Source organism: Ruegeria sp. CDSC051, from assembly GCF_059610665.1.
On record NZ_JBXWOC010000009.1, the window covers coordinates 1 to 24551 of the forward strand.

Consider the following 24551-nt stretch of genomic DNA (forward strand, 5'->3'; position numbering starts at 1 on the left):
TGATCCACTGGATCAATTGCTTAACGTCTTCACCTCGTCAGGCTCATAACCTGAAGGCCAAAGGTTCAAACCCTACTTCCGCAACCAAAATCACTACACAATATCAATATATTACACACCGTGCCGGAGCGGGCTTTTGCGTTGCGCCATCACAACTGGAAGCACCGTGGAAGCAAGAAGTACGAGAAAAACACTGTGACAGACCCGTAATAGATAATGCCAACCCGTAGGAAACCGTCGCTGTCAAAACCTTCTTCAAAACCGCCAAGGCCGAACGGTTTTGGCGGAGATCGTGGAGCATACGACAATACGCTGAAATGGCGGCCTCCGGGCTTTCGCAACAATAGCGCAAGCAATTCATTGGCCTCTAATCCCGCTGAGCCACGCACTTGTCGCTTCAAGCCCTTTTCGCAAGACAGCAAACATTTGCTCAATTTCACTTTCGCTAATGATTAGGGGCGGTGAAAGAACACACATGTTGATCACAGGTCGAACCAATAACCCACGTTTCTGGCATTCGAAATCGATCTGGCTACCAATCTCGTAGTCGCACCCCAGATCGCTCTGGGGATCACCATCGACTGAGCACTGAACGCATCCCATCAACCCCATGCCGCGCACATCGGTAACGATGTCAATCTGACCCAACTGCTGTAGCTGATCCTGAAAAATCGGAGTGACCCTTCGAACGTGTTCGAGAAGCTTTTCCCGTACAATAATTTCCATACTTTTCAGACCAGCGGCCGCGCTGACCGGGTGGCCAGAATAGGTGTAGCCATTAGAAAAGGTTGCATCTTTTCCCGCAATATCGGCGATTAGCCTGTCCGAGATAATAGCGGCACCCATCGGCGCATACCCAGATGTCATTCCTTTGGCGCAGGTGACTATGTCTGGCTGAATGCCAAAGACTGTTTCTGACGCAAACCAATGGCCCAATCGCCCGAAAGCGGTCACTACTTCGTCGGAAATGTATAGAACATCATACTTCTTGCAGATGTTTAGGCAACTTTCGTGATACCCTTTCGGCGGCACTATCACGCCACCAGAGGCAAGAACCGGTTCGGCGATAAAAGCGGCAACATTTTCTGGGCCAAGCGCCACAATGGCGTTTTCCAGGTCCGAAACTTTCTCTTTCAGAAAGCTCTCTTCGCTTTGACCAGGCGCACGATAAAGCGGATTCACGTCTGGCAAGAAATGTGCGAGGTCATCCGCCTTGTCGAGCCAAAGCCTGTCACGCTCTTTTCCACTGACGCTGGCCGCCAAAAAAGTGCTTCCATGATAAGCTTTTTGCCTTGAAATGATTTTCTTTTTCTCGGGGCGTCCCAAGAGGTTGTTGCGGAAATGAACAAACCGGATGGCCGTATCAACTGCGGTGGAACCGCCGGTGGTAAAAAAGACATTGTTCAATTCGCCCGGCGCACGTTTAGCGATTTCGCGCGCGAACCGCGCAGTAGTCGAGTTGGAATTGTTAAAGGGTGAGAAATAGGCAAGGTTTCGAGCCTGCTCAGCCATGGCCTCGGCCATCTCCTCTCGGCCATAACCGATCTGGGTGCACCACATGCCTCCCGGTCCGTCGATCAAGCGTTCGCCTTTTTCGTTCATGACATGGATGCCGCTGGCACCTTCGATAAATGTCCGATCGTTTTCGCCCAAAGTTGCCATCGCTTCCCACGGGTGCAGGAAGTGATCGTTATCCCATTGCTTGACGTTAGAGTTATCCACGGCGGGCCATGCTTTCTGTGCTCATCACAATTGGGAACTCTTCGCGCACCTGAGCGTCTGAAGCGCCGAAGTAGTTGGGGAAATGGCTGTCGAGAATGGAATTGGCCTTGTCACGGGCGCGGTCCAGCAGATCAGTTTTGCCTTCGTTTTCCCATGTGTCCGTGCGCTCACGATCCATGAGCCGTGGGTAGACGAATTCGCTGTTCATATAGCTCAGTGTGTGCGGGTTGCCGAGAAAATGACCAGGGTCGATGGCACACTGATGGATCACATCCACCGCCATGGTTTCATCCGTGACTTCAATCCCGCGCAACGACCGCAGGATCATACCGCCCGCTTCGTCATCGATGACCATGCTTTCAAAACTGCATCCCATCAGGCTACCGATCATACCCCCGAACTCGCACAAACGATTGGCACCGGCATGAGCGGCAAGCGTGAAGGTTAGTGCCTTTTCCAACCCGTATTGCGCGTCGGGTATCTTGGCATCGGTCATGCCTGCGCCGACAGAGGTTGGAAGGCCATAAAAGTTACCCATCTGAATGGCTGCGGCCCCGATCAGAGCCTGTTCGCCACTGCCGCCGGTGAACGACCCGCTGCGCAGGTCAGTGATGAAGGGCCAGGCGGCAAAGCAGACCGGACAGCCCGGTGTGATGAGGTTTACGATGGCAACGCAGGCCAGCGTTTCGGCCACGGTTTGCACCAATGTTCCCGCAAGCGTCGCAGGGGCTGTCGCCCCGGCCTGAGGAGGCACCGCCAGATCAACCGTCAGGCCTAGCTTGGCGGTATCAATCAGGATTTCCATGTTTTCCTTGCCGACCCGCAAGGGGGAAACCATAGGGCAGCCGCCAAATATGACGCTTGGCTTTTTCATGAAAGCCCCTTCGCCACCTTGAGCAAAATCAAACATGCGGATGGCATGCGGAATATGGCTGCGGTCGCGAAAGGTCAGACAGGCAGGTTTTTGGCTGCCTGCGAGCATGGCATAAATGGTGTTCATGTCATGAGCGAAATCATCAGTCACATCGGTGGCCAAAACCGTGTCGCCCAGCATATGGATGTTGTCCAAACGGTCCACCAGACGGGTGAAATCATAGACATCGCGCAGGATCGAAGGGCGATAAGATTTAGTTTCGGAATCGAAGGTGGTCACGGCGGTGCCGGAGTTGGCGAAATAGACGCTCTCCGCCGAGCAATGCATGTCGTCTTTGCCTTCACGCTCTCCGCGGGCATAGACGTAAAACTCCTTGGCAGCACCAGCCAGGATGTCTTCCATCAGTGCGCGGGGGAAGCACAGCCGATTTAGATCATTCATCACCGCGCCCTTGGGCAGCACCAGATCAAGTAATTCCGGGAAATGATCGGTAATGCCGGTTTTTTCCAGAACGGTCAGTGCCGCTTGATGGATGTTTTCCATATCTGTTGGGGTAAGCGGCTTATAGCGGCCGCCACTTAATCCCCCACGCACGGCCTCATTGCCCGTGGTCGCCTGTTGAACCTTTATGCGCGCGGCGCGCCCACCACCACCGCGACGGCGTGATTTTACCTCAGCCATTACCGGCCATCCTTTGTTCTGGTTCCGAGCGGATCATGGCAAAATAGAAATCGTAAAAATCCTGGATCGAGGTTTCCATTTCGCCCAAGGGCCCCGGTTGGAAGTATTGAGAATTAACGCCGGACTGGTTGTGCCGAATGATGCGTTCGTCATCCAAAGATGTGACATGCCAAAGCCAGGTCAGGTCTTCCTTGTTGTAATCTTGGCCTTCTTCGGCATCAGCGTTAACCAGCCAGACCACCTGAATGTCGGTTTCTTGTAGACCACGTGGAATAAAGCGATAGCCCACCATGTGATCCGAATAGATCAGGAACCAATTCAATGGGCCAATATCAAAGTCAGTTGCGCCACCGTCGAAGCCTTTCAGCGTTCCAAGCAATGGCGCAAGTGCCTCACCCGATTTGCTGCCGGTTTTGTAACCTTGGTAAAGCGGGTAGCGCCGATAATACCCGCTGGTGAATGGGGTGGGCGCAGCCTCGCCAACAAGCGCCAATTCATCAGGTGTCAGCCCGACTTCTAAAGCCCTTGCATTTAGCGGCTCGACCAAGCCAGCCATGTCTTGTGGCGATTTCAGGCTATGAGAGCGAGAGTATTCTTTGTGTGCTGGTCCGCAGTGGTAGCATTCAAGATAGTTCTCAACCGCCAGTTTCCAATTCGCTGGAACCGGAAAAGACGCCGTATGCGCCACTTTCAGATCGTCAAAGCCATAGGGTTCGACGAGTGGCGAAAGCTGGCTGAGGACAGGATCTAGCGATGGCGTGTTTGCATCGGCACACACAAAGATCAAGCCTTTAAAGACACTCACCTGAACGGGAAAGAGCCCGAATTTGGATGGGTCAAAGTGTTCCCCCATGTTATGGCCAGCACGAAGTTTCCCCGAAAGTTCATATGTCCAGGCGTGATACGGGCAAACAAGAACACGGGAGTTGCCAGACTGTTCAGTGCAGACGCGAGATCCACGATGGCGACAGACGTTCAAATGAGCGCGAACTTCGCCTTCGCGGTCGCGAACAATAATGATGCTCTCCGGGCCATAGTCGAACAGGAAATAGTCACCGGGGTTTGGGATTTGGCTGACATGCCCTGCCCAAAGCCAGTTACGGTTCCAGACCTGGGCGATGTCATAGTCATAGATGTCTTGCGAGGTATAGAATCCGCGCGGCAGAGCGTGGCCGTGCTGGTGCGAGGCCATCAAAGCATCTAACCCAATCGGTCGGCTGTTCATCACGTTTCCTCCAAATCGACTATCTCGCGGCGAAACCAATCCTTGTCTGCTTCTGCCTTTGGGCGTTCAAAATCGCGGGCGGCGCGGTGGCCTGCGAAGACTGCGTCCACGATCAGTCCTGGAGACGCGGCATCGCCTAAAAGTTCGAGGGTCTTCAACCCAACCCCGCGCAAGCTGTCGTAAAGCGCTGTCTCTCGCTGGCGCTCGGTAACCAGAACTGTCGAGGCACAGGGAATACTCGCTTCGCGACCGGTAAAGGCACATCCGATGCGGGCCATGTCACCTTCAACCGCGGTCAGCACCTGATTGCAGTAAATGTCTATGCCAAGTTCGATCAGACGAGCCTGAATACGGGGCTGCTCCAAAGTATGTACGGCGTAAGCAGAGACCAAACTCTCCGGCGTGACAAAGACCACCGGATATCCGGCAGCTGCCAGTTTTTCTGCAATCACACCTGCCAAATAGATATGGTCATCATCATAGATCAACACCGGGCCATTCGGAGGCAATATGCCGTTCATGATATCATCAGGTGTCAGCACTCTGGCGCTTTGCTCGATATGAGGCATACGGCGCTGGGTGTTTCGCCCCATGCCATCCGTACGCCAACGGCTGCCGGTGGCGACAAAGACGTGTTCGACGCCAAGCTCTGCCACCTGATCGCCGTCAAGTCTGCTGTCGGTGAACAACTGAACGTTGCCGCGCTGTTTCAGATCATTCAGGCGATAGTCGACGACGCGCGACCAGGCCGCTAGGCCGGGAAGCCTGCTTTCCTTTGCAACACGTCCACCAAATTCAGCTGAGGCTTCGGCCAAGGTCACCTGATAGCCGCGCCGTGCGATTTGCATGGCACACTCAAGACCCGCGGGTCCGCCACCGATTACCAGTGCTTCCGCCTCGCTTTTTTTCGGTGCAATGATCTCAGGGTGCCAGCCGCGACGCCATTCCTCGCCCATGGTCGGGTTTTGGGTACAGCGGATCGGAATACCCAGATTGTCCGAAGACACGCAGATGTTGCAGCCGATGCATTCGCGAATTTCGTCGATCCTGCCTTCTTCAATCTTATTCGGTATGAACGGGTCCGCAATGGAAGGTCGCGCCGCTCCGATAAGGTCGACAATTCCCTTTTTGACCATCGACAGCATCATATCGGGGGACGTCAGGCGACCAACACCAACCACGGGTTTCCGTGTTACCTGTTTGACGTGCGACAGAAACGCGTTCTGATAGCCATCTTCTGGTTGAAAGCGAGTTGTGGCACTGTCATTGGACCAGTCGGCTACGTTCACATCCCATAGGTCAGGAAGATCGGCCAAAAGCTCGACCACGGCACGGCCTTCTTCTGAAGCCTGCATGCCGTCAGCGCCCACCATCTCATCAATGGCAAAACGGAGCGCCACAGCGCAGCTGTCACCTACAGTTTCGTGGGTGTCTTCCAGCAGTTCGCGTGTCAGGCGCACACGGTTTTCAAGCGACCCGCCATATTCATCACTACGCTGGTTCATATGCGGCAGCATGAAATGTTGCGCCAAAGTCATGTTGTGTCCGGCATAGACGTAAATGATGTCAAATCCGGCATCTTTCGCGCGCAGGGCGGCCTCGCGGTGCCAGCGGCGGAACTCGCGAATATCAGCTTTATCCATGGCCTGCGCCTGCTTGGGATGCGTCGTATCGACAGACATCTCGGAAGGTGCAAGAACCGGAGCCCGGGTCAGCAGGTTCTGCGCATGGTTGCCATTGTGCACCAGCTGGATAGCTGCCAGCGCACCATGCGCATGTACCGCATCCGTCATCAGCCGCAACGCGGGAACATCGCGCCCGTCCCATAGCCGCCCCTCGGCGTAAGGAGACAGGTCTGAGGTTGGGTGAATCTCGGTCTCCTGATTGGAAACCACCGCCCACCCACCTTCGGCTTTCATCCCACGAACGGCGGCATCCGCCCGCGGTCGGACATGCCCCAGCCCGGTGCAATGTGGCACCTGATAAAAGCGATTTCTGGCTGTGACTGGTCCAATCTGAACCGGTTCAAAAAGCAGAGCATATGGGTTCGCGTTCGACATGTTCACGCGTTTTCCTGTATCTGGGATCCGGAGCCGTAAGGCCCCGGAAAAGTGGTTGTGTTAGAAGCCGGCTTTGATCCGTTCAAATTCTGCCAGCATTTTCGCCTCAAGCTCGGGATTCACCGCATCAAAGAACAAACTGCCTTCGAAGAAGCTTTTAGGGTCAGCAAAACCATAGGCTTCGATGTTGGCCTGATCGGCAACTTCGAACGCTTTTGCGTTGGAATGTGGGTAGCCCCAGTTGTCGATGATGTACTGACCGCTGGCAGGGTCAGTGAGCGCGTTCAACAGATCATAGACCTGATCGACCGGAGTCGTGGAAGACTTCAGATGCACGTAACCGCACGCCCAAGTCGCGATGCCCTTATCGACATCACGCATCATCGCGGCAGGCACTTCGTTCCAGATCAGGTTCAGTTCGGACTGGTTCCAGGCCCAACCCATTTCGATCTCACCGCTGGTCATGGCCTGATCAAACTGACCTGCATCGGACCAGTAAAAGCGCATGTTTGGGTGGATTGAGCGCAGGAAATCCGATGCTTCTTTGAACTGCTCATCGCTCAGATTTGTGTAATCATCAGCGTTTCCAGTGGCCAGCGCAGCCAGGGCATATGCAGACGACGCCGCATCCGGGATCGCGATCTTACCTGCATAGGCCGGGTCAGCCAGCAATTGCAGCGAGATATCATCCCCCGAGATTTTGTCGGTACGATAGATAAGACCCGTGTTCCCCCACTCGAACGGCAACATGTAAAGCTGGCCGTCCAGGACGATGGCGTCGACTTCCTTAATCTCAGGTAAAACATCGGCCCAATTGGTCAGCTTGCTTTCATCGAGCGGCTGGATCAGATCGGCTGCGACCCATTTCCGGACCGCGTCGGAACAAGGATGCGCCAGATCAGCCGTGAAACCTGAACTCAGTTTCGTAAAGGCTTCCTCCTGACTTCCGAAATAGGAATAGCTTGGCGCCTCATCCCCGTATTTTTCCATGTAGCTGGCAAAGAACCCGGGGTCTTCATATCCCGACCAGTCAAAAACCGTCAGATCAGCGCCACCTGCTATGGCACTTCCCGTACTTATCGCCGTCGCACATGCGAAGGCCGCAATTCCCTGAACTCTCATTTTATCCTCCCACTATTTTACTTTGTGTCTGTACCTAGATCGATCACGCTTGCCCCCTGAAGCCCCAGCCAAACTGCGTCACCGCGTTTGAAATCGACCGTGTGAAAATAGTTTGGAACTGAGACCGAGATGGGTTTCTCAGCTCCCGCAACCTGAATGTGGTAGTGAATGTTCTCACCGTAGAAGGCGACATTGCTGACCGTGCCTTGAACAGTTGATGGATAGTCCTCGGGTTTTTCAGCAGCGATTTCCAATTGTTCCGGGCGAATACCGATGTTCATGTCTTTAGAGCTGGTCGCAACGTTGGGGTTTCTCTCAATCTCAATCCGCCCGAAGGCGGCTGCATCGATCGACAACATATTGCCGGTTTCGCCCAATAACTGGGCAGGTAGTATGTTCATCTCACCGATGAAACTGGCCACTTGCTGATCACAGGGACGGGCGTAAAGCGTGGTTGGTGTATCCACTTGCTTGAGCCGTCCATTGAACATCACGCCAATACGATCGGACATGGTCATCGCCTCATATTGGTCATGTGTGACCATCACAAAGGTGATGCCAAGCGACTGCTGCAGATTGCGCATTTCAAACTGCATCTGTTCGCGCAGCTTCTTGTCGAGTGCTGACAAGGGCTCGTCCAGCAACAATACTTTGGGTCGCATGATCAGCGCGCGGGCAAGCGCCACCCTTTGCCGCTGCCCACCCGACAATTCACTTGCGCCGCGATCCTGAAGACCGCCCAGCTCGACCATTTCCAGGGCCTCGGCTACGCGCTGGTCGATCTCACCCTTAGGCGCCTTGCCCCGTAATCCATAGGCCACGTTGTTCCCGACGTTCAGGTGCGGGAAGATGGCGTAGCTCTGAAAGACCATGTTCGTTGGACGGTTGTTGGCAGGCACACCTCCCATATCCTGACCGTCGATCAGCACGGTACCCGCGGTCGGTTCCTGGAAGCCCGCGATCATCCGCAATACCGTAGTCTTGCCGCATCCCGAGGGGCCGAGGAGTGAGAAAAACTCGCCCTCTTTGAGATCGAGATCGATCCCGCTGGCCGCCAGGAATGTGCCATAGCGCTTTTCGACGCCCCTGAGTTCTATGATGTTTCTGTCTGTCATCGGACCTCTGATGCGGATGAGCGGCGGCGGAAATACTCGGCCAGCACCAGAAGCAGAACCGAGGTGAGCAGCAGGATAGAGCCCAAGGCCAAAACGTTTGGAAGCTTGGCGGGGAAACGGATCTGGCTCCAGATATAGACCGGCAGAGTTGGCTGGTTGCCTGACAGGAAAAAGGCCAGGACGAACTCATCGAAGCTGACCGTAAAAGTGACCAGCATGCTGGCTACGATACCGGGGGAAACGACCGGCAGCGTCACGCGACGAAAGGTTTCGAACACGCCGACGCCCAGATCGTAAGATGCCTCTTCCAGCGACGCGTCGAAGTCATCGAACGCGGACTTCAAGATCGAGACGGAAAATGGCAGCGCAAGAAACGTATGGCCCAGAACAACGGTCAGCAGAGATGGCTTGAGACCGAGAAACAGAAACAGGACCAGCATTGACGAGGCCACGATAATGCCAGGTATGACCAAAGGCAGCATCACCAAACCTTCAGCAGCACGCTGACCCCGAAAACGGTATCGAACAAAGGCGCGGGCAGCGAACAGCCCCATAGCAGTGGATAGAAGTGCGACGACCGTGCCGACGCCAAGTGAATTCCAAAGGGCCTGGATCAAAGTATCCTGCTCGCCCAGCTTCCGATACCAGTCCAGCGTCCAGCCCTTGATCGGAAAGGCAACGATTGTACCGCTGTTGAACGAGAACAAAGGTAGGAAAAGAACCGGCAGGTACAGAAAAACCAAATACAGAAAAGCATAGGCTGTCAGGGTCGAGGGGCGTCTCATCTGATCCTCCTCCCAAGCTGGGTGGCGGTAATGACAAACACGATAGCGACAAAACCGACCGACAGCATCGCGATCAGCGACAGTGTGGCGCCGAGAGGCCAGTTGTTGGCGGCCCCGAACTGCACCTGAATAAGATTGGCAATCATCTTCCCGTCCGATCCGCCGACCAGCGCTGGGGTCACGTAGTCACCGACAGTCGGAATGAAGATGATCAGGCAAGCAGCAATGATCCCTGGGATGGTCAACGGCAGTGTCACCCGCATGAAGCGTTGCAAAGGACTGTTACCGAGGTCTGTGGCGGCCTCTAACAGGCTTGGATCGATCTTCTGCAACGAGACATAGATTGGCAGGATCGCAAAAGGTGCCCAGGCATGAGCAAGCGTCAGCACGACGGCGAATTCATTATAGAGCAAGAAGTCGAGCGGTTCGTCGATCAGACCAAGCATCAATAGTGCAGAATTCATCACCCCGTTGAACCCAAGGATGAGTTTCCAGGCAAATACGCGCAGGAGGTAGCTGGACCAGAACGGAATGGTGATGAGCAGAAGCCAGATGGTCTTTTTCCGGGCCTTCATCGCGATGAAGTACGCGATGGGATAGGCCAGTGCGACAGTGACTACCGTAACTGCTCCGGCAATCCAGATCGACCTTAGCATTAAATGTCGAACCAGCGGATCGGCAAACGCGTCGCTATAGTTTTTCAGCGTCGGTGTCTTGTCGAGCGTTACGTAGGTTTGGGTCCAGAACGAATAGGCGATCAGGATCACCAAAGGCGCCGCCACCAGAAACCCCACGTATGCCGTGGCTGGTGCGCTGAGGGTATAACCCCGGGACGCTTCGCTACGAAAAATCACCCTATCTCCCATCTCGGTACTTACGAGTCTCTAATGGACGATCGTCCATTTAATGTTGCGCCAGAAAGGCCTTTCGTGTCAATCTTCCTGTGAGCCACCCATATGAGAAGACCCTAAGCTGATGGAATCATTGAATAGAGTGACAGAGCCTAAAGGAAGAAAACGTAGCTCGAAGCGCGATCCAGAAGCCAACAGGCAGCTTCTGATCAAGGCGACACTGGATACTATTGCTGATATTGGAGTCACCGATACCTCGGTCAGTCGCATCTGCGAGCGCTCAGGTCTGTCGCGCGGAATGATCCATTTGCATTTCGGGGGGAAGGACAATTTGCTGACCGCAGCGGCCCAGCATTTCAGTACCGAGTATTATGCCGAGATGGACAGAATGACCGATCTGGGCTCGGATGCATCGCCCGAAGAGCGAGTGATGGCTGTGATCGAGGCGGATCTGTCCGAAGCTTTGCTCAATCCACGAAGTACGAAAATCTGGCATGCATTCCGAGGCATCGCGAGCTCACACCCTGGTATTGCCCGATACAGCAGCACTCAGGATCCCAAACTTGTCGAGACTTTGCGGCGTGCGTTCACGGAGATAGCCCAACAAAACGGACATGATCCGAACTTGGTGAATGATGCCACTAGCGGAACGTTGGCCTTACTGGAAGGTATGTGGGTAAATTACCTTACCGATATGCAGGTTTTTTCGCGACGACGCTCTGCTGAACTTATTCGAAGATTTTTAGGCGGACTTTTTCCAGGAAAATTCAAATTGTGAGCCTTCACGACGCTCGGGTTTGAGATGGAAACAATGCCTCTTCCTGGAAAGCAACTACTGGTATTGGTGAGGCCTCTAGCCTCCAAGTTGCATCCACCTAGCTATTGAAAAATCTCGACGTCCGCTGTGCGCTATTAGCGGACTTTCACAATTAAACTTTGTAGTCCGAGATGCGCAACAAAGTGAGGTTTCGCAGCATTATTGACGTCGTGGTGTGGCTACGCACCCGTTGGTCCAATCTTCAAGCCGGTCGGGAATAGCAACGACTGACTTCGTTTGGCGCTTGCGATAAATCTCGACATACATGCCTCCAGCCTTTGCCGAAAAGCATGCATCATCCAGAGTTTTCACACAGACTCAGTCCAATACACCATCAGCTGAAAGCAAGCATGGATGTTTGCAGCCAGAAGCTACAAGGTAGCACACGATATCCAGGACGCCGAACAATGCCTAATAAACACCAGGGACAAACGGGTGCGATAGATGTAGATCTCGCTGGAGATATTCTTCGAGTGGCAGTTTCTGGTCTTCCTAAACTAGTTTCTAGGAACGCGGCTGGCGCCTTGCTGGAGCTTCGTTCGGATCATGAACAGTTTCGGGGTTTTTTGAACCTCCCACCAAATGGAAACCACCTCATCAACTCTTGCCTACTCTATCCACCCTTTGAGCAAGGTACCGATGGGGCACTTTTTCTAGCCTCTCAGTTTGCATACGCACCATATGCCGGAACCGCACTCATGGCTGCAGCCACCATAATTGCGAGCGCGAAGCGTCAAGCATTAGCCAAAGATCAACAAGTTGTTGCTTTGGAAACAGCAAATGGTGTCATGGAAGTACAAGTAACCCGAACAGGTAGCGTTATGACACATGCCAAGTGGTTTACTGTCAAGCCCAAGCTATTGATTAATAATCAAATATTGAATCTTCCTCTAAATGGAAACATTCCAGTTTCTCTAGTCGATGCCGGGTTGCCGTATTTGGTTGTCGATGCAGACTATCTAGGTATTTCGCTTAGTGAGCGCCAAAAATTGACCAACGCTGCAATTGAGTTAAGCGGGGCGGCTAGTAAACAATACCCGATGTCTAATTTTGGCATTGGCGGCAGCTACGGTAAATACTTGGTCATGTTCAGTTCGAAATCAGGGAAGAACCATATTAAAACTGTCTGGGCCTCTGAAAAGGGAGAACTGGCAAATTCGGCTGGGGGGACAGGCGCATTGTCTGTTGTGGTGGCGTGCGAGGGCAACGGGTCACTATCTCCCGGCAGGTCCGTGACAATCGAAGCACCGGGCGGGATTTTTGAATGCCAAGTTGTCGGTCAATTCGCCACTGTATCAGCAGAAGTTAGGATCGTTGCAAGGCATAGCTTTCCTTCTTTTTACTACGCTAATCCGTAAGGCAGCTTTTTAAATTGGGTGTTTGGGTGCAGAACCCTAACAAACCGAGCAACTGAATTCCATTCTGCCAGAACCCGTTGTGGCGCCTTAATTGCAACCCAGTGCCTGGTAGGGCCACTGAAAGCTTCGGACATTGCCGACGAGAGTATTGGGCCGACCCCCGACGAATATTCGGAAAGGCCTTCTGCGGGCAAGTTTTTCGCCCATCTTCACTAAAATCTGGGTTTTTTAGCTCAATCAGCCCAAATCGGACATTGGTCGTGGCAGTAAAGAACGACAGGAGTACACTAAAGGCACCAAAATCAGCGTGCTTTCTTGATCTTTATTTTGTCAAGCTTCGCTCTGCTCTTGGTCGATTCCTCAGAGCGCGTGAGAGCTTTGGCAATGGCCTTCAAGCCCATCCCCTTTGACACCAGTAGGTGCAATTTTTGAATTTCCTCTTGTGTCCAAGCTTGACGGTGACGCTCAAATCGTTCTGCCATGGTTTTCGTCTACCTTATCAATGTGTCTGATCTGTCATAAAGCATGGTGGTCGTGTTGACGCCAGCTCAAGCAAAATCACGAGTATCTTAGTGAAGCAGCGGTGATACCAAACGCTACAAATGACAGACCCAGCCCAAAGCGGACAATCAAGACCAAACTTTGCAATTCCGGATAGCGGACCGAACCGGACATCAACGTTTAGCGTGCCAATGTCCGGTCATTGCTCGTCAGCCTTCAAGTGGGGCTCTGTTGATGCGACTGACCTCTTCCATAATGTCGAAAACATGGTCGGCGGTCACTGTGATCCCTATCGCTTCCAGGCGCTTCAGATGCATACTTTTATAGCTTTCCAGGTATTCGCGGTTCCGAAACAGGTATGTGGACCCATAGTGATTGGTTCCATCTTCGACAGTCCAAATCTTCCAGATTATTCCTGGCTCCTCCGCGATACTCTTTGCAAGTTGCTCGGTGCCGGCGAGAAATTCTTCTGTGATCGGACCTTCATAGGTCATATGCAGATCCCAGACTTTCAGTGTACTCATGTTTAGTTTCCTTTGTGAGTTTGGGAAAGTTCAGCGGTTTTTCCCGAGTTGGTAGAAGCATAGGACCGCAAGCAAGGCGAAGAAGATGGGGTCAGACCAGCCAAACCCGGTGAAAACTCCTGTCAGGCAGGCGTAAAGCGTGATGATGACGCCAAGTAGATTGGTCCACATCAATCCTGTGAGAATGGCGATTGCAGCTTCACTGCCATGTTCAACGTCCCGAAACAGAAAGCTGATGATCCCGATGCCGCCCAGAAATATCGAGTTATGCTGTGACAGGAACACAGCGTATTGGTCGTTTATTTGCAGGCCGTAGTTTGGCCAGAGGATGGCCGGGGCAAAGAACAGCGCGAGCGCGAACAACATGTAAATCACGCCATGCGCGGTCAGGAGTGTTTTGTTAGGCATGTTACGACTTTCTAAGGTTGAGGCAGTTTTTTTCGGAGTTGGTTGAGTGTCTTGATCGTCTGGCGTTTGTCCTGCACGCTGAGACCACCAAAAATCTGTTCCAGAGCTTGATTGTGGAGTGGCAGGAATTCGGCCACTTTTTGGCGCCCGGCTGCGGTCAATAACAGAACACGCGCCCGTCTGTCGGTTTCATCGACACTCTTTTCCACCCATCCGGCTTGAACCAGGTTTTTGACAACCACATCCAGGTTGCCGGATGTAGACAGTGTCAGCCGCATCAGATCGTTGATTGACAGCGGACCCTTGTTGCTAAGTGTTTCCAGCGCGTCCCATTGTGGCGCTGTAAGGCCCGCCGAACGAAACGCAGACACCATAGCGCGCATGAATAATTGCTGACTGCGTAGCAGGGCCAGCACCAGGGTTTGGTTTTCTCGGGCTTGATTTTTATGTCTCATGTTGCGCATGTATCCCTAGTTAGGGATAAATTCAAGTACTCCCCATAGAATGACCTAATCCACTCATTCGCTCGATATGCAGCATTTGTTGGAATGACGCATAAATCGAGCTTTCGCTGCATCTGCGCTAATGTCCGCAATCATTTCATCTCAGTTCATCAAGCAACGTTACTCTGTCACTGGAAATACATTTGTCTTCTTGACAACTCCGTAGACAAAGCTGCTGTCCATGGAGGCAATACCTCCAAGAGGATGCAGCTTTCTGCGGACGAATTTTTCGTAATCTGAAAGATCAGCCACGACCACACGAAGCAGGTAATCCGATGAGCCGGTCATAACGAAACACTCCAGTACCTGGTCAATCCGCGCAATGGCTGCTTCGAATTTCTTTACAGTCGCTTCAGTATGGCTTTCCAGTTTGACGTGAACGAATACCGTTACCGGCAACCCGTAGGCCTCGGCGTCTATGTTGGCACTGTAGCCGGTGATGATTCCATTTTGCTCGAGCAGCTTCAGCCGCCTCAGACAGGGCGAAGGTGACAAGTTCACCTCTGCTGCCAGGTCTTGATTCGTCATTCGGCCATTGCGCTGCAACGCTCGAATGATCTGTTGGTCTTTACGGTCTATTTTTTTCATAGATTAGCATATACTGCTACAAACGAGGTAGTATAAGACATTTTTGGAATATTTTGCCACTCGTGTCGTCATACTCTGCTTCTTGAAAACCAAGGAGTCACCCAATGCGCAACCGCCCCGACAGCTTTTCCACTCTTGCCATTCACCATGGCTATAACCCGATGGAAAACGAAGGAGCGTTGACGCCTCCGCTGCATCTGACCTCGACATTCGCTTTCGAAACCGCGGAAGCAGGCGGTGCGATGTTCGCGGGCGAGCAGGCAGGGCATGTTTATTCGCGCATCTCGAACCCGACTTGCGATTTGCTGGAGCAACGCATCGCGGTGCTTGAGGGGGCAGAGGCAGGATTGGCCCTGGCCTCGGGGATGGGGGCGATCACCGCAACGATGTGGACTCTTCTTGCCCCGGGGGATGAGGTCATTCTCGACAAGACGCTCTATGGCTGCACATTTTCCTTCATGCGGCACGGGCTGGCAAAATTCGGTGTGACAGTGACCCATGTGGATCTGACGGAGCCGGAAAACCTGACAGCGGCGATCAGCGGAAAAACCAAGGTGGTCTATTTTGAAACACCCGCCAATCCGAATATGCGCCTTGTAGATATCCAGTCTGTATCAGCCATTGCCCATGCCAACGGCGCCTACGTGGTGGTGGATAATACCTATGCCACGCCCTATCTGACCCAGCCAATCAAACATGGCGCAGATATCGTTCTGCACTCGGCGACGAAATATCTAGGCGGTCACGGAGATGTTGTTGCAGGGTTGCTGGCCGGATCGGCCGAGCTGGTGACTGAAATCCGCCTCTATGGGATGAAGGATATGACCGGCGCGGTCATGGCCCCGTTTAACGCGATGCTCATACTGCGCGGCCTCAAGACACTAGAATTGCGCATGGATCGGCATTGCAGCAGCGCTGCGACTATCGCCGAATATCTGGAGCAATCCGCCGGTGTGCGAAAGGTCTGGTATCCGGGACTGAGCAGTTTCGAACAGCATGATGTCGCGCAGCGGCAGATGTCCAAATTCGGCGGCATGATTGCATTTGAACTGGATGGCGGTCTGGAAGCAGGGCGCGCGATGATGAACAGTATGCAAATGATCACACGCGCCGTATCATTGGGAGATGCTGAAACATTGGTGCAGCACCCGGCCAGCATGACCCACTCTACCTATACGCCTGAAGAACGCGCCGCACATGGCATCAGCGATGGGCTGGTCCGCCTCTCCATTGGTCTGGAGGGGATCGACGACGTGATCCACGATCTCGAACAAGCCTTACCAAGACCCCCTGTCCGCAGCGCAGCTTAAGGAAATTGACCATGTCCATTGATCTCAAGACAATTGAACAACGTCTGCTGTGGCTGTCCCACTGGATGATCCACCATGCGAACCACATTCGGCCCAAGGCTGACGGGATCAAGGTTGGCGGGCATCAGGCGTCTTCGGCGTCGATGGTGTCGATCATGACTGCGCTTTACTTTCAGACCCTGCGCCCGGAAGACCGGGTTGCTGTCAAACCACATGCTTCGCCGATCTTTCACGCGATTCAGTATCTGATGGGAAACCAGACCCGTGAGAAGTTGGAGAACTTTCGCGGATTTGGTGGCGCGCAAAGCTATCCTTCCCGCACGAAAGATATCGATGACGTGGATTTTTCGACCGGTTCGGTGGGCCTTGGCGTTGCTATCACCTCGTTTGCGTCACTTGTGCAGGATTATGTACAGGCCAAATCCTGGGGCGATACGCAAAAGCTTGGACGCATGATCGCATTGGTTGGCGATGCTGAGCTGGACGAAGGCAATATCTATGAGGCCCTGCAAGAGGGATGGAAGAACGATCTGCGTAATTGCTGGTGGATCATTGATTATAACCGCCAGTCATTGGACGGTGTCGTGCGTGAAGGACTGTTCCAACGGATTGAGAAAATCTTTGACGCCTTCGGATGGGATGTTGTGCGGGTTAAATACGGCGCTTTGCAACGTGCTGCGTTTAAAGAGCCGGGCGGAGAGAAGCTGCGTCAATGGATTGATCAGTGCCCCAACCAGCTCTACTCGGCACTGACCTTCATGGGGGGCGCGGTGTGGCGCGAGCGACTGATGGAAACCCTCGGCGATCAAGGCGACGTAAGCGCGTTGCTTGATGCGCGCAGCGATGACGAACTGGCCGCTCTGATGGAAAATCTGGGTGGGAACTGCGTCACCACCATGGCAGATACCTTCGCCGCAATAGATCACGACCGCCCGGTCTGTTTCCTTGCCTATACGATCAAGGGCTGGGGGACGCCGATTGCTGGCCACAAGGACAACCATGGTGGGTTGATGAACAAGACTCAGATGGCCGAATGGAAGAAATTCATGGGTGTTACTGAAGGTGATGAATGGGAGCGCTTTGCCACCATCGCAGACCCGGCAGCGTTTGAGAAAATGCTGGCAAAGACGCCCTTCTTCGCCAGCGGGCCGCGCCGATACTCAGATGACGTTATCGACGTCCCCTCAGTTGAGTTGGATCCGGGTCGTGAAATCTCGACTCAAATGGCATTCGGCAAGATTCTGGATGACCTGTCCAAAGGCAACAGCGCGCTGGCCGAGCGGATCGTGACGACCTCTCCGGATGTGACCGGCACAACCAATCTTGGCCCTTGGGTCAATCGCAGGAAACTGTTTGCGCGCACCCATCAATCCGACACTTTCAAGGCTGAAAATATCCCCTCCACCGCGAAGTGGGAGTTTACACCAGATGGTCAGCATATCGAACTTGGCATTGCTGAAATGAACCTGTTTTTGCTTCTGGCGGCGGCAGGGCTTTCGCACTCGGTTTTTGGCAAAAGGCTTATTCCCATTGGAACGGTCTATGATCCTTTTGTGTCCCGTGGCTTGGATGCGTTGAATTACGCCTGTTATCAGGATGCCCGTTTCATGATCGTGGGCACGCCCTCTGGCGTCACTTTGGCGCCGGAAGGCGGGGCGCATCAATCAATCGCTTCGCCGCTGATTGGCATGTCGCAAGACGGGTTGGCCGCATTTGAGCCCGCCTTTGCGGATGAATTGGCGGTCATCATGGAATGGGCCTTTGCCTATATGCAAAAAGATGGCGAGGGAGATCCCGATGAACGCACGTGGTTGCGCGACGAGACCGGCGGTTCGGTCTATTTACGTCTGACGACCAACCCGATTGAGCAGCCCGGTAAACGCGTGGATGACGATTTCCGTCAGGGGGCCATCGACGGTGCCTATTGGCTACGCAAACCGGGACCGAACTGCGAAGTTGTCATTGCTTATCAGGGCGCGGTTGCCCAGGAGGCCATCAGGGCAGCGGGCCATATCGCCCAGGGGCGGCGGGATGTTGGCGTTCTGGCAGTGACCTCTGCCGACCGGTTGAACGCCGGCTGGACTGCAGCGCAACGGGCGCGCACAAATGGCATTCGGGGCGCTGAGGCACATATCGAAACGCTGCTGGCAGATGTGCCGCGCGACTGCGCATTGATCACAGTGATCGACGGACACCCGGCAACTTTGTCCTGGTTGGGTGCTGTTCATGGCCACAAAACGATTCCGCACGGTGTGGAGCATTTCGGCCAAACCGGGTCTATTGCGGATTTGTACCGTCATTTCCGCATTGACGCCAACGCGTTGATCCAATCAGCTGGCGAATTGTCCCATGGTCGTAAAATCCCTCCGATTGTGGCTATAGCATAGCAGCAGCAGACATTGGTTCACGTTGCTGCGTCTCTAACTATGGGCTCTCCTGTCGCCACTCTCTGTGGAGCACTTCAACTGGTGGTAAGAGCCCATTTTGCCAATTTTTCTGCAACGCGGCGTAAGTCAGCTTCCGCAAAATCGGATGCAGACTAACCGCTTGACGACAGAAAAATATCAGATTAGCCAACGTACAGGCTGTGGACGCCTGCCTCCCGCTGACTTTTGTCTTGGTTAAGTTCTGCGACTTGATTCTCTATCTACCTCTTTCCGCATATCGCGCGGATGGTAATGCGGGTCCCATCTCAAATTGCGCGATCAGGCAAGAGAGATATGGGACATGACTGATACCCCCACCAATACATTCACCGATGGGCCGCTTGGCACCATCTACTTTAGGACCGCACTCCCGATCATTTTCGTGATGGGGATGAATGGGCTTCTGTCTGTTGCAGATGCGCTGTTTCTGGGCATTTATGTAGGCCCTGATGCGCTGGCTGCGGTCACGTTGATGTTCCCGATCTACATGTTGATTGTGGCGCTTTCCACGCTTGTGGCGAACGGCATGTCGAGCCTTCTGGCGCGATCCCTTGGCGCGGGTGACATGAACGGCGCGCGTGCCACGTTTGCTGGCGCACATGGGCTGGCAATTGGATTGGGCGCAGTTCTGATAGTGTTGTTCCTTCTATTGGGCCAGCCAGTTGCATTGCTGGCCGCTGGTGGGTCAGAGACTTTGGCGCAAATGGGGTTGGTCTACCTGCGGATTACGGTGTTCTTCTCACCGCTTTTGTTCGTGTTGTCGGTAAATTCTGATGCGCTGCGCAACGAAGGGCGCGTGGGCTTTATGGCCGCGATGAGCCTGCTGGTTTCGATTGCAAACATCGGGTTCAACTACGTACTCATCGCCGTTCTGGACATGGGCGTAGCTGGGTCAGCCTATGGCACAGCGGCGGCACAAGCGCTCGCGTTTGCGATCATATTTGCGTTCCGATTGTTTGGGGAAACATCGCTGCGTCCTGCGACCTTGCTGTCCCATTCCGTATGCGGAAAATGGGGGCGGATCCTCGCACTGGGTGCACCACAAAGCCTCAATTTCATTGGACTAGCTCTCGGGTCGGCCGCGATTATCTCAGCCCTCCAATGGATTGGTCGCCCGGGTTACGCCGACACAATTACTGCTTACGGGATCATCACGCGGGTCATCACCTTTGCTTTCCTGCCACTTCTGGGCTTGTCGTTTGCAATGCAGACGATCACGGGCAACAACTATGGTGCTGAACTTTGGCAAAGGTCAGATGCAAGCCTGCGCATGGCACTTTGGGTCGCGTTTGTTTATTGCGCAATCGTGCAGGTCGTTGTGATTAGCATGCCTAGCCGGATCGCGAGCGCGTTTGTAGACGACACGTCGGTCATTGCAGAGGTTGCGCGCATCTTGCCGGTAATGACATGTGTCTTTTTCCTGTTGGGCCCGTTGATGATGATTGCGACCTATTTTCAGGCGATTGGATCTGCAGGAAAGGCAGCCCTTCTAGGGCTGACAAAACCTTATGCCTTTGCGATCCCGTTGACGTTCCTGTTGCCCCTCTGGTTTGGCGAAGTTGGCATCTGGTATGCGGGCCCGCTGGCCGAAGTGATGATGTTGGGTCTCACTGTTGTAGTGCTTTGGCTCTCCGCCCAAGACCCAGAGTTAAAATGGGGTATTTTCCACACCAAAAAAGGAGTGGCGTCATGAACACGCAATTTCCGTCAGCTACGCAAGCCAAGGATCAAGCTAAGCGTTTGCGCACAAAATTGACCGAAGAAGGGGCATCGATTGGCCATGCCAAGTCCCTCGAGTTGGTCGCCCACCAACACGGGTTCCGCGATTGGAACACGATGTTTGCAGCCATCGGAAACGGACCACTCAAGGGATGGGCCATCGGGGACAAGGTCAGCGGAACGTATCTATCGCAACCGTTCACGGGGCATGTGGTCTCTATTTCGATCATGAAACCAGGATGGTTCCGGTTAGAGGTGCACTTGGATGAAGCCGTAGACGTTGTCACATCCGAAGGCTTCTCAAATTTCCGCTCGCGCATTCGTGGTGTAATTGGTCCCAATGGACATTCTGTTGAACGGACAAGCGACGGGCAGGCGCACCTTCAAATCAATTTATGCTGACAGGGAAATCCGGTTCTTAAATTTGTCAGCGGCTGTTGGCGCGATTGAAGCCGATGGCCGTCTTGTCTTGCAACCTGTGAATATGTCGTATTAAAAATTCTGCGCAATCGACGAATGGCAGATTTTGCCGCTGCCCTGCGGCGGCGGAACCTGACCTCTTACGGCGATTTTCGTGCTGCGAGCGCGCGCAGCAAAAATACCGAAGGTACAGGTTGGGCTCAGTGCCGACCTCAGATGCGGCGCGGCATCTGCCAGTTTCGCAGAACTAGCATCGTAGCAGATGGCCCAAAGGAGACATCCATCTTCCTCGACAGCGCCGCTTCACCAGACCGGCCATTCGCTGCGCAAGCAACATCAACGGGTGGACTAAGGATCAAGTCGCGGGACGAAGCGGTAATACGTCTCGTGGTACATGCGTGACTGAGTTGGGGACAAAGCCTGATATGCAGGTCGTGCCTGCGGTATTATCCTAACGTCCCGCGTAAGTTTCCGGCGGTAAGGAAATTGACCATGGTTCTGAGTTGCCTAACGCGGAATTGAAAGTATATTCTATCTGGCTCTTGTAGAGGCAGCCAAAAGGGAAATTCCTTGTCTGACCGTTTTGTTTTGTTGCTCGCATCCGTTGGGTTGTTCCCGATCGCACTGTCTTATGGCGCGATGCCGTCGGCGAGTGTGCCGATGTTGCTGGGATTTCCAGTCGACACGACAGAGCTCACCCACATCTTCCGGGCAATTATGGGGCTGTATCTGGCGATGTTGATGTTTTGGATTGCCGGGGCATTCAAGCCCGCCCTTACAAACGCCGCCCTTTGGAGCCTGTTCCTCTTCATGGCCGGGCTCGCCGCTGGCCGACTGCTGAGCTTTTTGGTCGATGGCTTGCCAAATTTCTTGCTGGTGTTCTACTTTTTGGCAGAAATCCTTTTCGCAGCTTTGGCTCTGCTTCGTTTGCGTCAACAAGGCGCGGTTTGATCAGGAGGGTCAACTTGGGTATCCGAAACACTCTGTTGGCCGCTGCGCTGGCATTAACTCCGATCTCCGCCGATGCAGATGATACACTGCAAGCCGACACCGATATTTTGTTCGAAGCAGTGGCAGAGGCGGTGACAGATGCCAAAATGGCAAGGGTGATCGAGATAGATCATGCCCGTTTGGCGGCTGGCGAAGGCGTGGAGATGCCACCGTCGAGAGTTTTGCTTTTCTCTGATCCCGGCGTGAACGCTGCCATCCTGAGCGAGAACATTCGTGCGGGGTTGGATCTGCCCTTCAGGGTGTTGTCATACGGCGACGAGGCTAAGCCGTCCTTATCTTACACGTCCTCTGCGTTCATCGCCAAACGTCACGGGCTTGAGGGGTCAGCGGCCCTTGCTGCCTTTGATGAGCGCCTGCAAGCGGTACTGCGCGCGGTTGATGGCGCAGACCCGAGCCCGATTCCCACCGATGCTGTCGAGCGTGATTTTGGCATTATTGAAATTGCGTCGGCGTATGGCGTTGCCGAAACGGTTGCGCGCCTCGAAAAAGCAGTGACCGCGCAAACAGATACAATTTGGTTCGGCGAGATCGATTTTATGAAAGAAGCTGCCGCGTTTGACGTTGCCCTTCCCGCCGCAAAGCTGCTGCTGTTCGGGGGGCCCGCGCCCGGTGGAGTCGCAATGGCGGATTACCCGGCGATCGGTCTTGATGCCTTTTGCCAGAAACTGCTTGTCTATGAAGGCACAGATGGCAACGCTGTGGTTCTGTTCAACGACATCGCCGCCTTTGCACAGCTCTACTATGGCAGCTCAATCGAGCCACACGCGATGCTCAACAAACGTTTAAGCGCGACATTTTCCGCTGCTGTACAGTAATTACGCGCTTATAAATTTGGGGCTATGAGGACGACCAGACGACCCCGATACGATGCAAGAAAGGATGATTCATGCAGAAACGCTTATCAATCGCGCGCACTTTCGTCGGAGCGGTCGTCGCTTCGGTTGCTGTCGCCGCAAGTGCAGTTGCTCAAGAGGACAAGCCAAATATTTTGGTGATCATGGCTGACGATGTCGGTTGGGCCAGCTTGGGAAGCTACCACCAAGGCGTCAAAAGCATCAAAACACCGAACCTGGACCAGCTTGCCGAAGCGGGAACGCGGCTGACGGACTACTACGCGGAACCGACCTGTACCGCAGGTCGCGCTGCGTTTTTGACGGGTCAGTTTCCTGTACGTGTCGGGATGCACACTGTTGGTCTTCCCGGTGATCCCGTGGGTCTGAGCAATGAAGACCCCACGCTTGCAAACATGCTAAAGGCCTTGGGGTATACCACCGGTCAATTCGGGAAAAACCACTTGGGCGACCAGAACCAGTTTTTGCCAACAACAAAAGGTTTCGACGAGTACTGGGGCTGGCTCTACCATTTGAATGCGATGGAATATACGTCGGACCCTGACTGGCCAGACGATCCCGAATTTAATGCCCAATTCGGTCCGCGCAACATCATACATGCCTTTGCAACCGAAGAACTGGATGAAACGGTGGATCCGCGTTGGGGCGTGGTCGGCAATCAGCGCATCCTGGACGATGGACCCGCGCCGCCCGAGCGTCAAAAGACGCTCGATGATGAGGTGACCGAAAAGACGATCGACTTTATTGATCGCGCTGTCGAAGCGGACACACCGTTTTTTGTATGGATGGCCCCGGCCAGAGCGCATGTTTGGACGCACCTGAGCCCCAAATACGAAGACATGCTGGGCGATGGGCGTGGGCTGCAGGACGTTGTGATGCAAGAGCTTGACGACAATGTGGGCAAAGTGATGGCGCGGCTTGACGAGCTGGGTGTCACTGACAACACAATTGTGGTTTTCACTGCTGACAATGGCCCTGAAACGATGACCTGGCCGGATGGTGGCACGACACCATTTCACGGGGAAAAAGGAACAACCTGGGAAGGTGGTTTCCGCGTTCCGGCGATTATCAAATGGCCCGGCAATGTTCCTGCTGGACGCGTTGCAAACGGCATTATGTCCGGTATGGACTGGATGCCGACGCTGGTGGCAGCGGCAGGTGGCCCTGACAACCTGCCCGAGGCGCTCTTGTCTGGATATGAAGGCTACACAGCACATTTGGACGGATACAACCAACTGTCGTATTTGACGGGAGGTGCCGAAAGCAACCGCGACGAAATCATCTACTACGAAGGCACGAGCCTTCAGGCCGTCCGCTACAGGGACTGGAAAGCCCATTTCGTAATCCAAGAGCATGGCTGGGCCGGACCAAAAGAAGAATTAAATGCGCCGATGTTGTTTAATCTGCGCCGCGACCCTTATGAAAAGGCCGCCGAAGAATCCGGGATGTATACCAAATGGATGGGGCAGAAGATGTGGGCGTTTGGACCTGCTGCGCGACTGGTGCAGCAACACCTTCAGACATTCCAAGAGTTCCCGCCGCGTGGCTCTGACCTGGCCAATCAAAGCCAAGTTGAGAAACAGGTTTCCAGCGAAGGCGGGATGTCTCAATAACGACTAGACACACACAATTCAGCACTTCGCCGTGGTGACGGCGGAGTGCTCCTTCCACTATCTCTCA

General features: G+C 53.9%; 23 protein-coding genes. 10 read left to right on the top strand and 13 right to left on the bottom strand.

Annotation, left to right across the window (positions count from 1 at the left end; genetic code table 11):
* A partial coding sequence (locus AC2FH0_RS17425) for a hypothetical protein (RefSeq protein WP_496789967.1) occupies positions 1 to 230 on the top strand: 230 nt, incomplete at its 5' end.
* A 127-nt stretch (positions 231 to 357) separates the two neighbouring features.
* On the opposite strand, the gene AC2FH0_RS17430 is transcribed toward AC2FH0_RS17425, so the two are convergent.
* From AC2FH0_RS17430 to AC2FH0_RS17465, 8 genes are read right to left on the bottom strand one after another with little or no spacing between them, the layout of a single operon-like run.
* Entirely contained in the window at positions 358 to 1722 is a 1365-nt protein-coding gene (locus AC2FH0_RS17430) for an aminotransferase (RefSeq protein WP_496789969.1), read from the bottom strand.
* Complete coding sequence (locus AC2FH0_RS17435; protein ID WP_271952679.1) at positions 1715 to 3277, bottom strand: trimethylamine methyltransferase family protein; 1563 nt, start codon at positions 3275 to 3277, stop codon at positions 1715 to 1717. The genes AC2FH0_RS17430 and AC2FH0_RS17435 overlap by 8 nt, the downstream gene beginning before the upstream one ends.
* Positions 3270 to 4502: an aromatic ring-hydroxylating oxygenase subunit alpha gene (locus tag AC2FH0_RS17440; protein WP_496692076.1), complete on the bottom strand. Its 1233-nt coding sequence runs from the start codon at positions 4500 to 4502 to the stop codon at positions 3270 to 3272. Before AC2FH0_RS17440 ends, AC2FH0_RS17435 begins: the two co-directional genes overlap by 8 nt.
* Positions 4502 to 6562 (bottom strand): oxidoreductase, encoded by a 2061-nt coding sequence (locus AC2FH0_RS17445; protein ID WP_496789970.1) that lies wholly within the window; start codon positions 6560 to 6562, stop codon positions 4502 to 4504. Before AC2FH0_RS17445 ends, AC2FH0_RS17440 begins: the two co-directional genes overlap by 1 nt.
* 60 nt (positions 6563 to 6622) lie before the next feature.
* Entirely contained in the window at positions 6623 to 7684 is a 1062-nt protein-coding gene (locus AC2FH0_RS17450) for an extracellular solute-binding protein (protein WP_271952673.1), read from the bottom strand.
* 17 nt (positions 7685 to 7701) lie between these two features.
* Positions 7702 to 8799 carry an ABC transporter ATP-binding protein gene (locus AC2FH0_RS17455; protein WP_496789972.1) on the bottom strand — a complete coding sequence of 366 codons (1098 nt, stop codon included), beginning with the start codon at positions 8797 to 8799 and terminating at the stop codon, positions 7702 to 7704.
* Entirely contained in the window at positions 8796 to 9584 is a 789-nt protein-coding gene (locus AC2FH0_RS17460) for an ABC transporter permease (protein ID WP_496789973.1), read from the bottom strand. The genes AC2FH0_RS17455 and AC2FH0_RS17460 overlap by 4 nt, the downstream gene beginning before the upstream one ends.
* A complete protein-coding gene (locus AC2FH0_RS17465) occupies positions 9581 to 10450 on the bottom strand; it encodes an ABC transporter permease (protein WP_496692079.1) in 870 nt (289 codons plus the stop codon). Before AC2FH0_RS17465 ends, AC2FH0_RS17460 begins: the two co-directional genes overlap by 4 nt.
* 109 nt (positions 10451 to 10559) lie before the next feature.
* On the opposite strand from AC2FH0_RS17465, the gene AC2FH0_RS17470 reads away from it, so the two are divergent.
* Together AC2FH0_RS17470 and AC2FH0_RS17475 are read left to right on the top strand one after the other, a co-directional pair.
* A complete protein-coding gene (locus tag AC2FH0_RS17470; protein WP_496692080.1) occupies positions 10560 to 11213 on the top strand; it encodes a TetR family transcriptional regulator C-terminal domain-containing protein in 654 nt (217 codons plus the stop codon).
* 446 nt (positions 11214 to 11659) lie between these two features.
* Positions 11660 to 12610 carry a proline racemase family protein gene (locus AC2FH0_RS17475; RefSeq protein ID WP_496707097.1) on the top strand — a complete coding sequence of 317 codons (951 nt, stop codon included), beginning with the start codon at positions 11660 to 11662 and terminating at the stop codon, positions 12608 to 12610.
* 302 nt (positions 12611 to 12912) lie between these two features.
* On the opposite strand, the gene AC2FH0_RS17480 is transcribed toward AC2FH0_RS17475, so the two are convergent.
* From AC2FH0_RS17480 to AC2FH0_RS17500, 5 genes are all read right to left on the bottom strand, one after another.
* On the bottom strand, positions 12913 to 13092 hold the full coding sequence (locus tag AC2FH0_RS17480; protein ID WP_058275054.1) for a hypothetical protein: 180 nt from the start codon (positions 13090 to 13092) through the stop codon (positions 12913 to 12915).
* Positions 13093 to 13320: 228 nt separating this feature from the next.
* Positions 13321 to 13635 carry a monooxygenase gene (locus AC2FH0_RS17485; RefSeq protein WP_142640352.1) on the bottom strand — a complete coding sequence of 105 codons (315 nt, stop codon included), beginning with the start codon at positions 13633 to 13635 and terminating at the stop codon, positions 13321 to 13323.
* 30 nt (positions 13636 to 13665) lie between these two features.
* The gene (locus tag AC2FH0_RS17490; RefSeq protein WP_142640351.1) at positions 13666 to 14043 is read right to left on the bottom strand and encodes a hypothetical protein; all 378 of its coding nucleotides are present in this window, start codon (positions 14041 to 14043) and stop codon (positions 13666 to 13668) included.
* An 11-nt stretch (positions 14044 to 14054) separates the two neighbouring features.
* Complete coding sequence (locus AC2FH0_RS17495; protein ID WP_496703599.1) at positions 14055 to 14498, bottom strand: MarR family winged helix-turn-helix transcriptional regulator; 444 nt, start codon at positions 14496 to 14498, stop codon at positions 14055 to 14057.
* A gap of 168 nt (positions 14499 to 14666) precedes the next feature.
* Positions 14667 to 15125, bottom strand: a complete 459-nt coding sequence (locus AC2FH0_RS17500; protein WP_281973936.1) for an Lrp/AsnC family transcriptional regulator — start codon at positions 15123 to 15125, stop codon at positions 14667 to 14669.
* A 113-nt stretch (positions 15126 to 15238) separates the two neighbouring features.
* Between AC2FH0_RS17500 and AC2FH0_RS17505 the strand changes: the two genes are divergently transcribed.
* From AC2FH0_RS17505 to AC2FH0_RS17535, 7 genes are all read left to right on the top strand, one after another.
* Positions 15239 to 16444, top strand: coding sequence for a methionine gamma-lyase (locus tag AC2FH0_RS17505; RefSeq protein ID WP_496692084.1), 1206 nt, complete (start codon positions 15239 to 15241; stop codon positions 16442 to 16444).
* An 11-nt stretch (positions 16445 to 16455) separates the two neighbouring features.
* Complete coding sequence (locus AC2FH0_RS17510; protein WP_496789975.1) at positions 16456 to 18831, top strand: thiamine pyrophosphate-binding protein; 2376 nt, start codon at positions 16456 to 16458, stop codon at positions 18829 to 18831.
* Positions 18832 to 19171: 340 nt separating this feature from the next.
* Positions 19172 to 20563: an MATE family efflux transporter gene (locus AC2FH0_RS17515; protein ID WP_496709574.1), complete on the top strand. Its 1392-nt coding sequence runs from the start codon at positions 19172 to 19174 to the stop codon at positions 20561 to 20563.
* Positions 20560 to 20991, top strand: a complete 432-nt coding sequence (locus tag AC2FH0_RS17520) for a glyoxalase superfamily protein (RefSeq protein ID WP_496786541.1) — start codon at positions 20560 to 20562, stop codon at positions 20989 to 20991. Before AC2FH0_RS17515 ends, AC2FH0_RS17520 begins: the two co-directional genes overlap by 4 nt.
* A gap of 588 nt (positions 20992 to 21579) precedes the next feature.
* Complete coding sequence (locus AC2FH0_RS17525; protein WP_496702829.1) at positions 21580 to 21960, top strand: DUF4345 domain-containing protein; 381 nt, start codon at positions 21580 to 21582, stop codon at positions 21958 to 21960.
* Between the two features lie 14 nt (positions 21961 to 21974).
* On the top strand, positions 21975 to 22835 hold the full coding sequence (locus AC2FH0_RS17530; protein WP_496703609.1) for a DUF302 domain-containing protein: 861 nt from the start codon (positions 21975 to 21977) through the stop codon (positions 22833 to 22835).
* 71 nt (positions 22836 to 22906) lie between these two features.
* The gene (locus tag AC2FH0_RS17535) at positions 22907 to 24484 is read left to right on the top strand and encodes an arylsulfatase (protein WP_496692090.1); all 1578 of its coding nucleotides are present in this window, start codon (positions 22907 to 22909) and stop codon (positions 24482 to 24484) included.
* Positions 24485 to 24551: the final 67 nt, after the last annotated feature.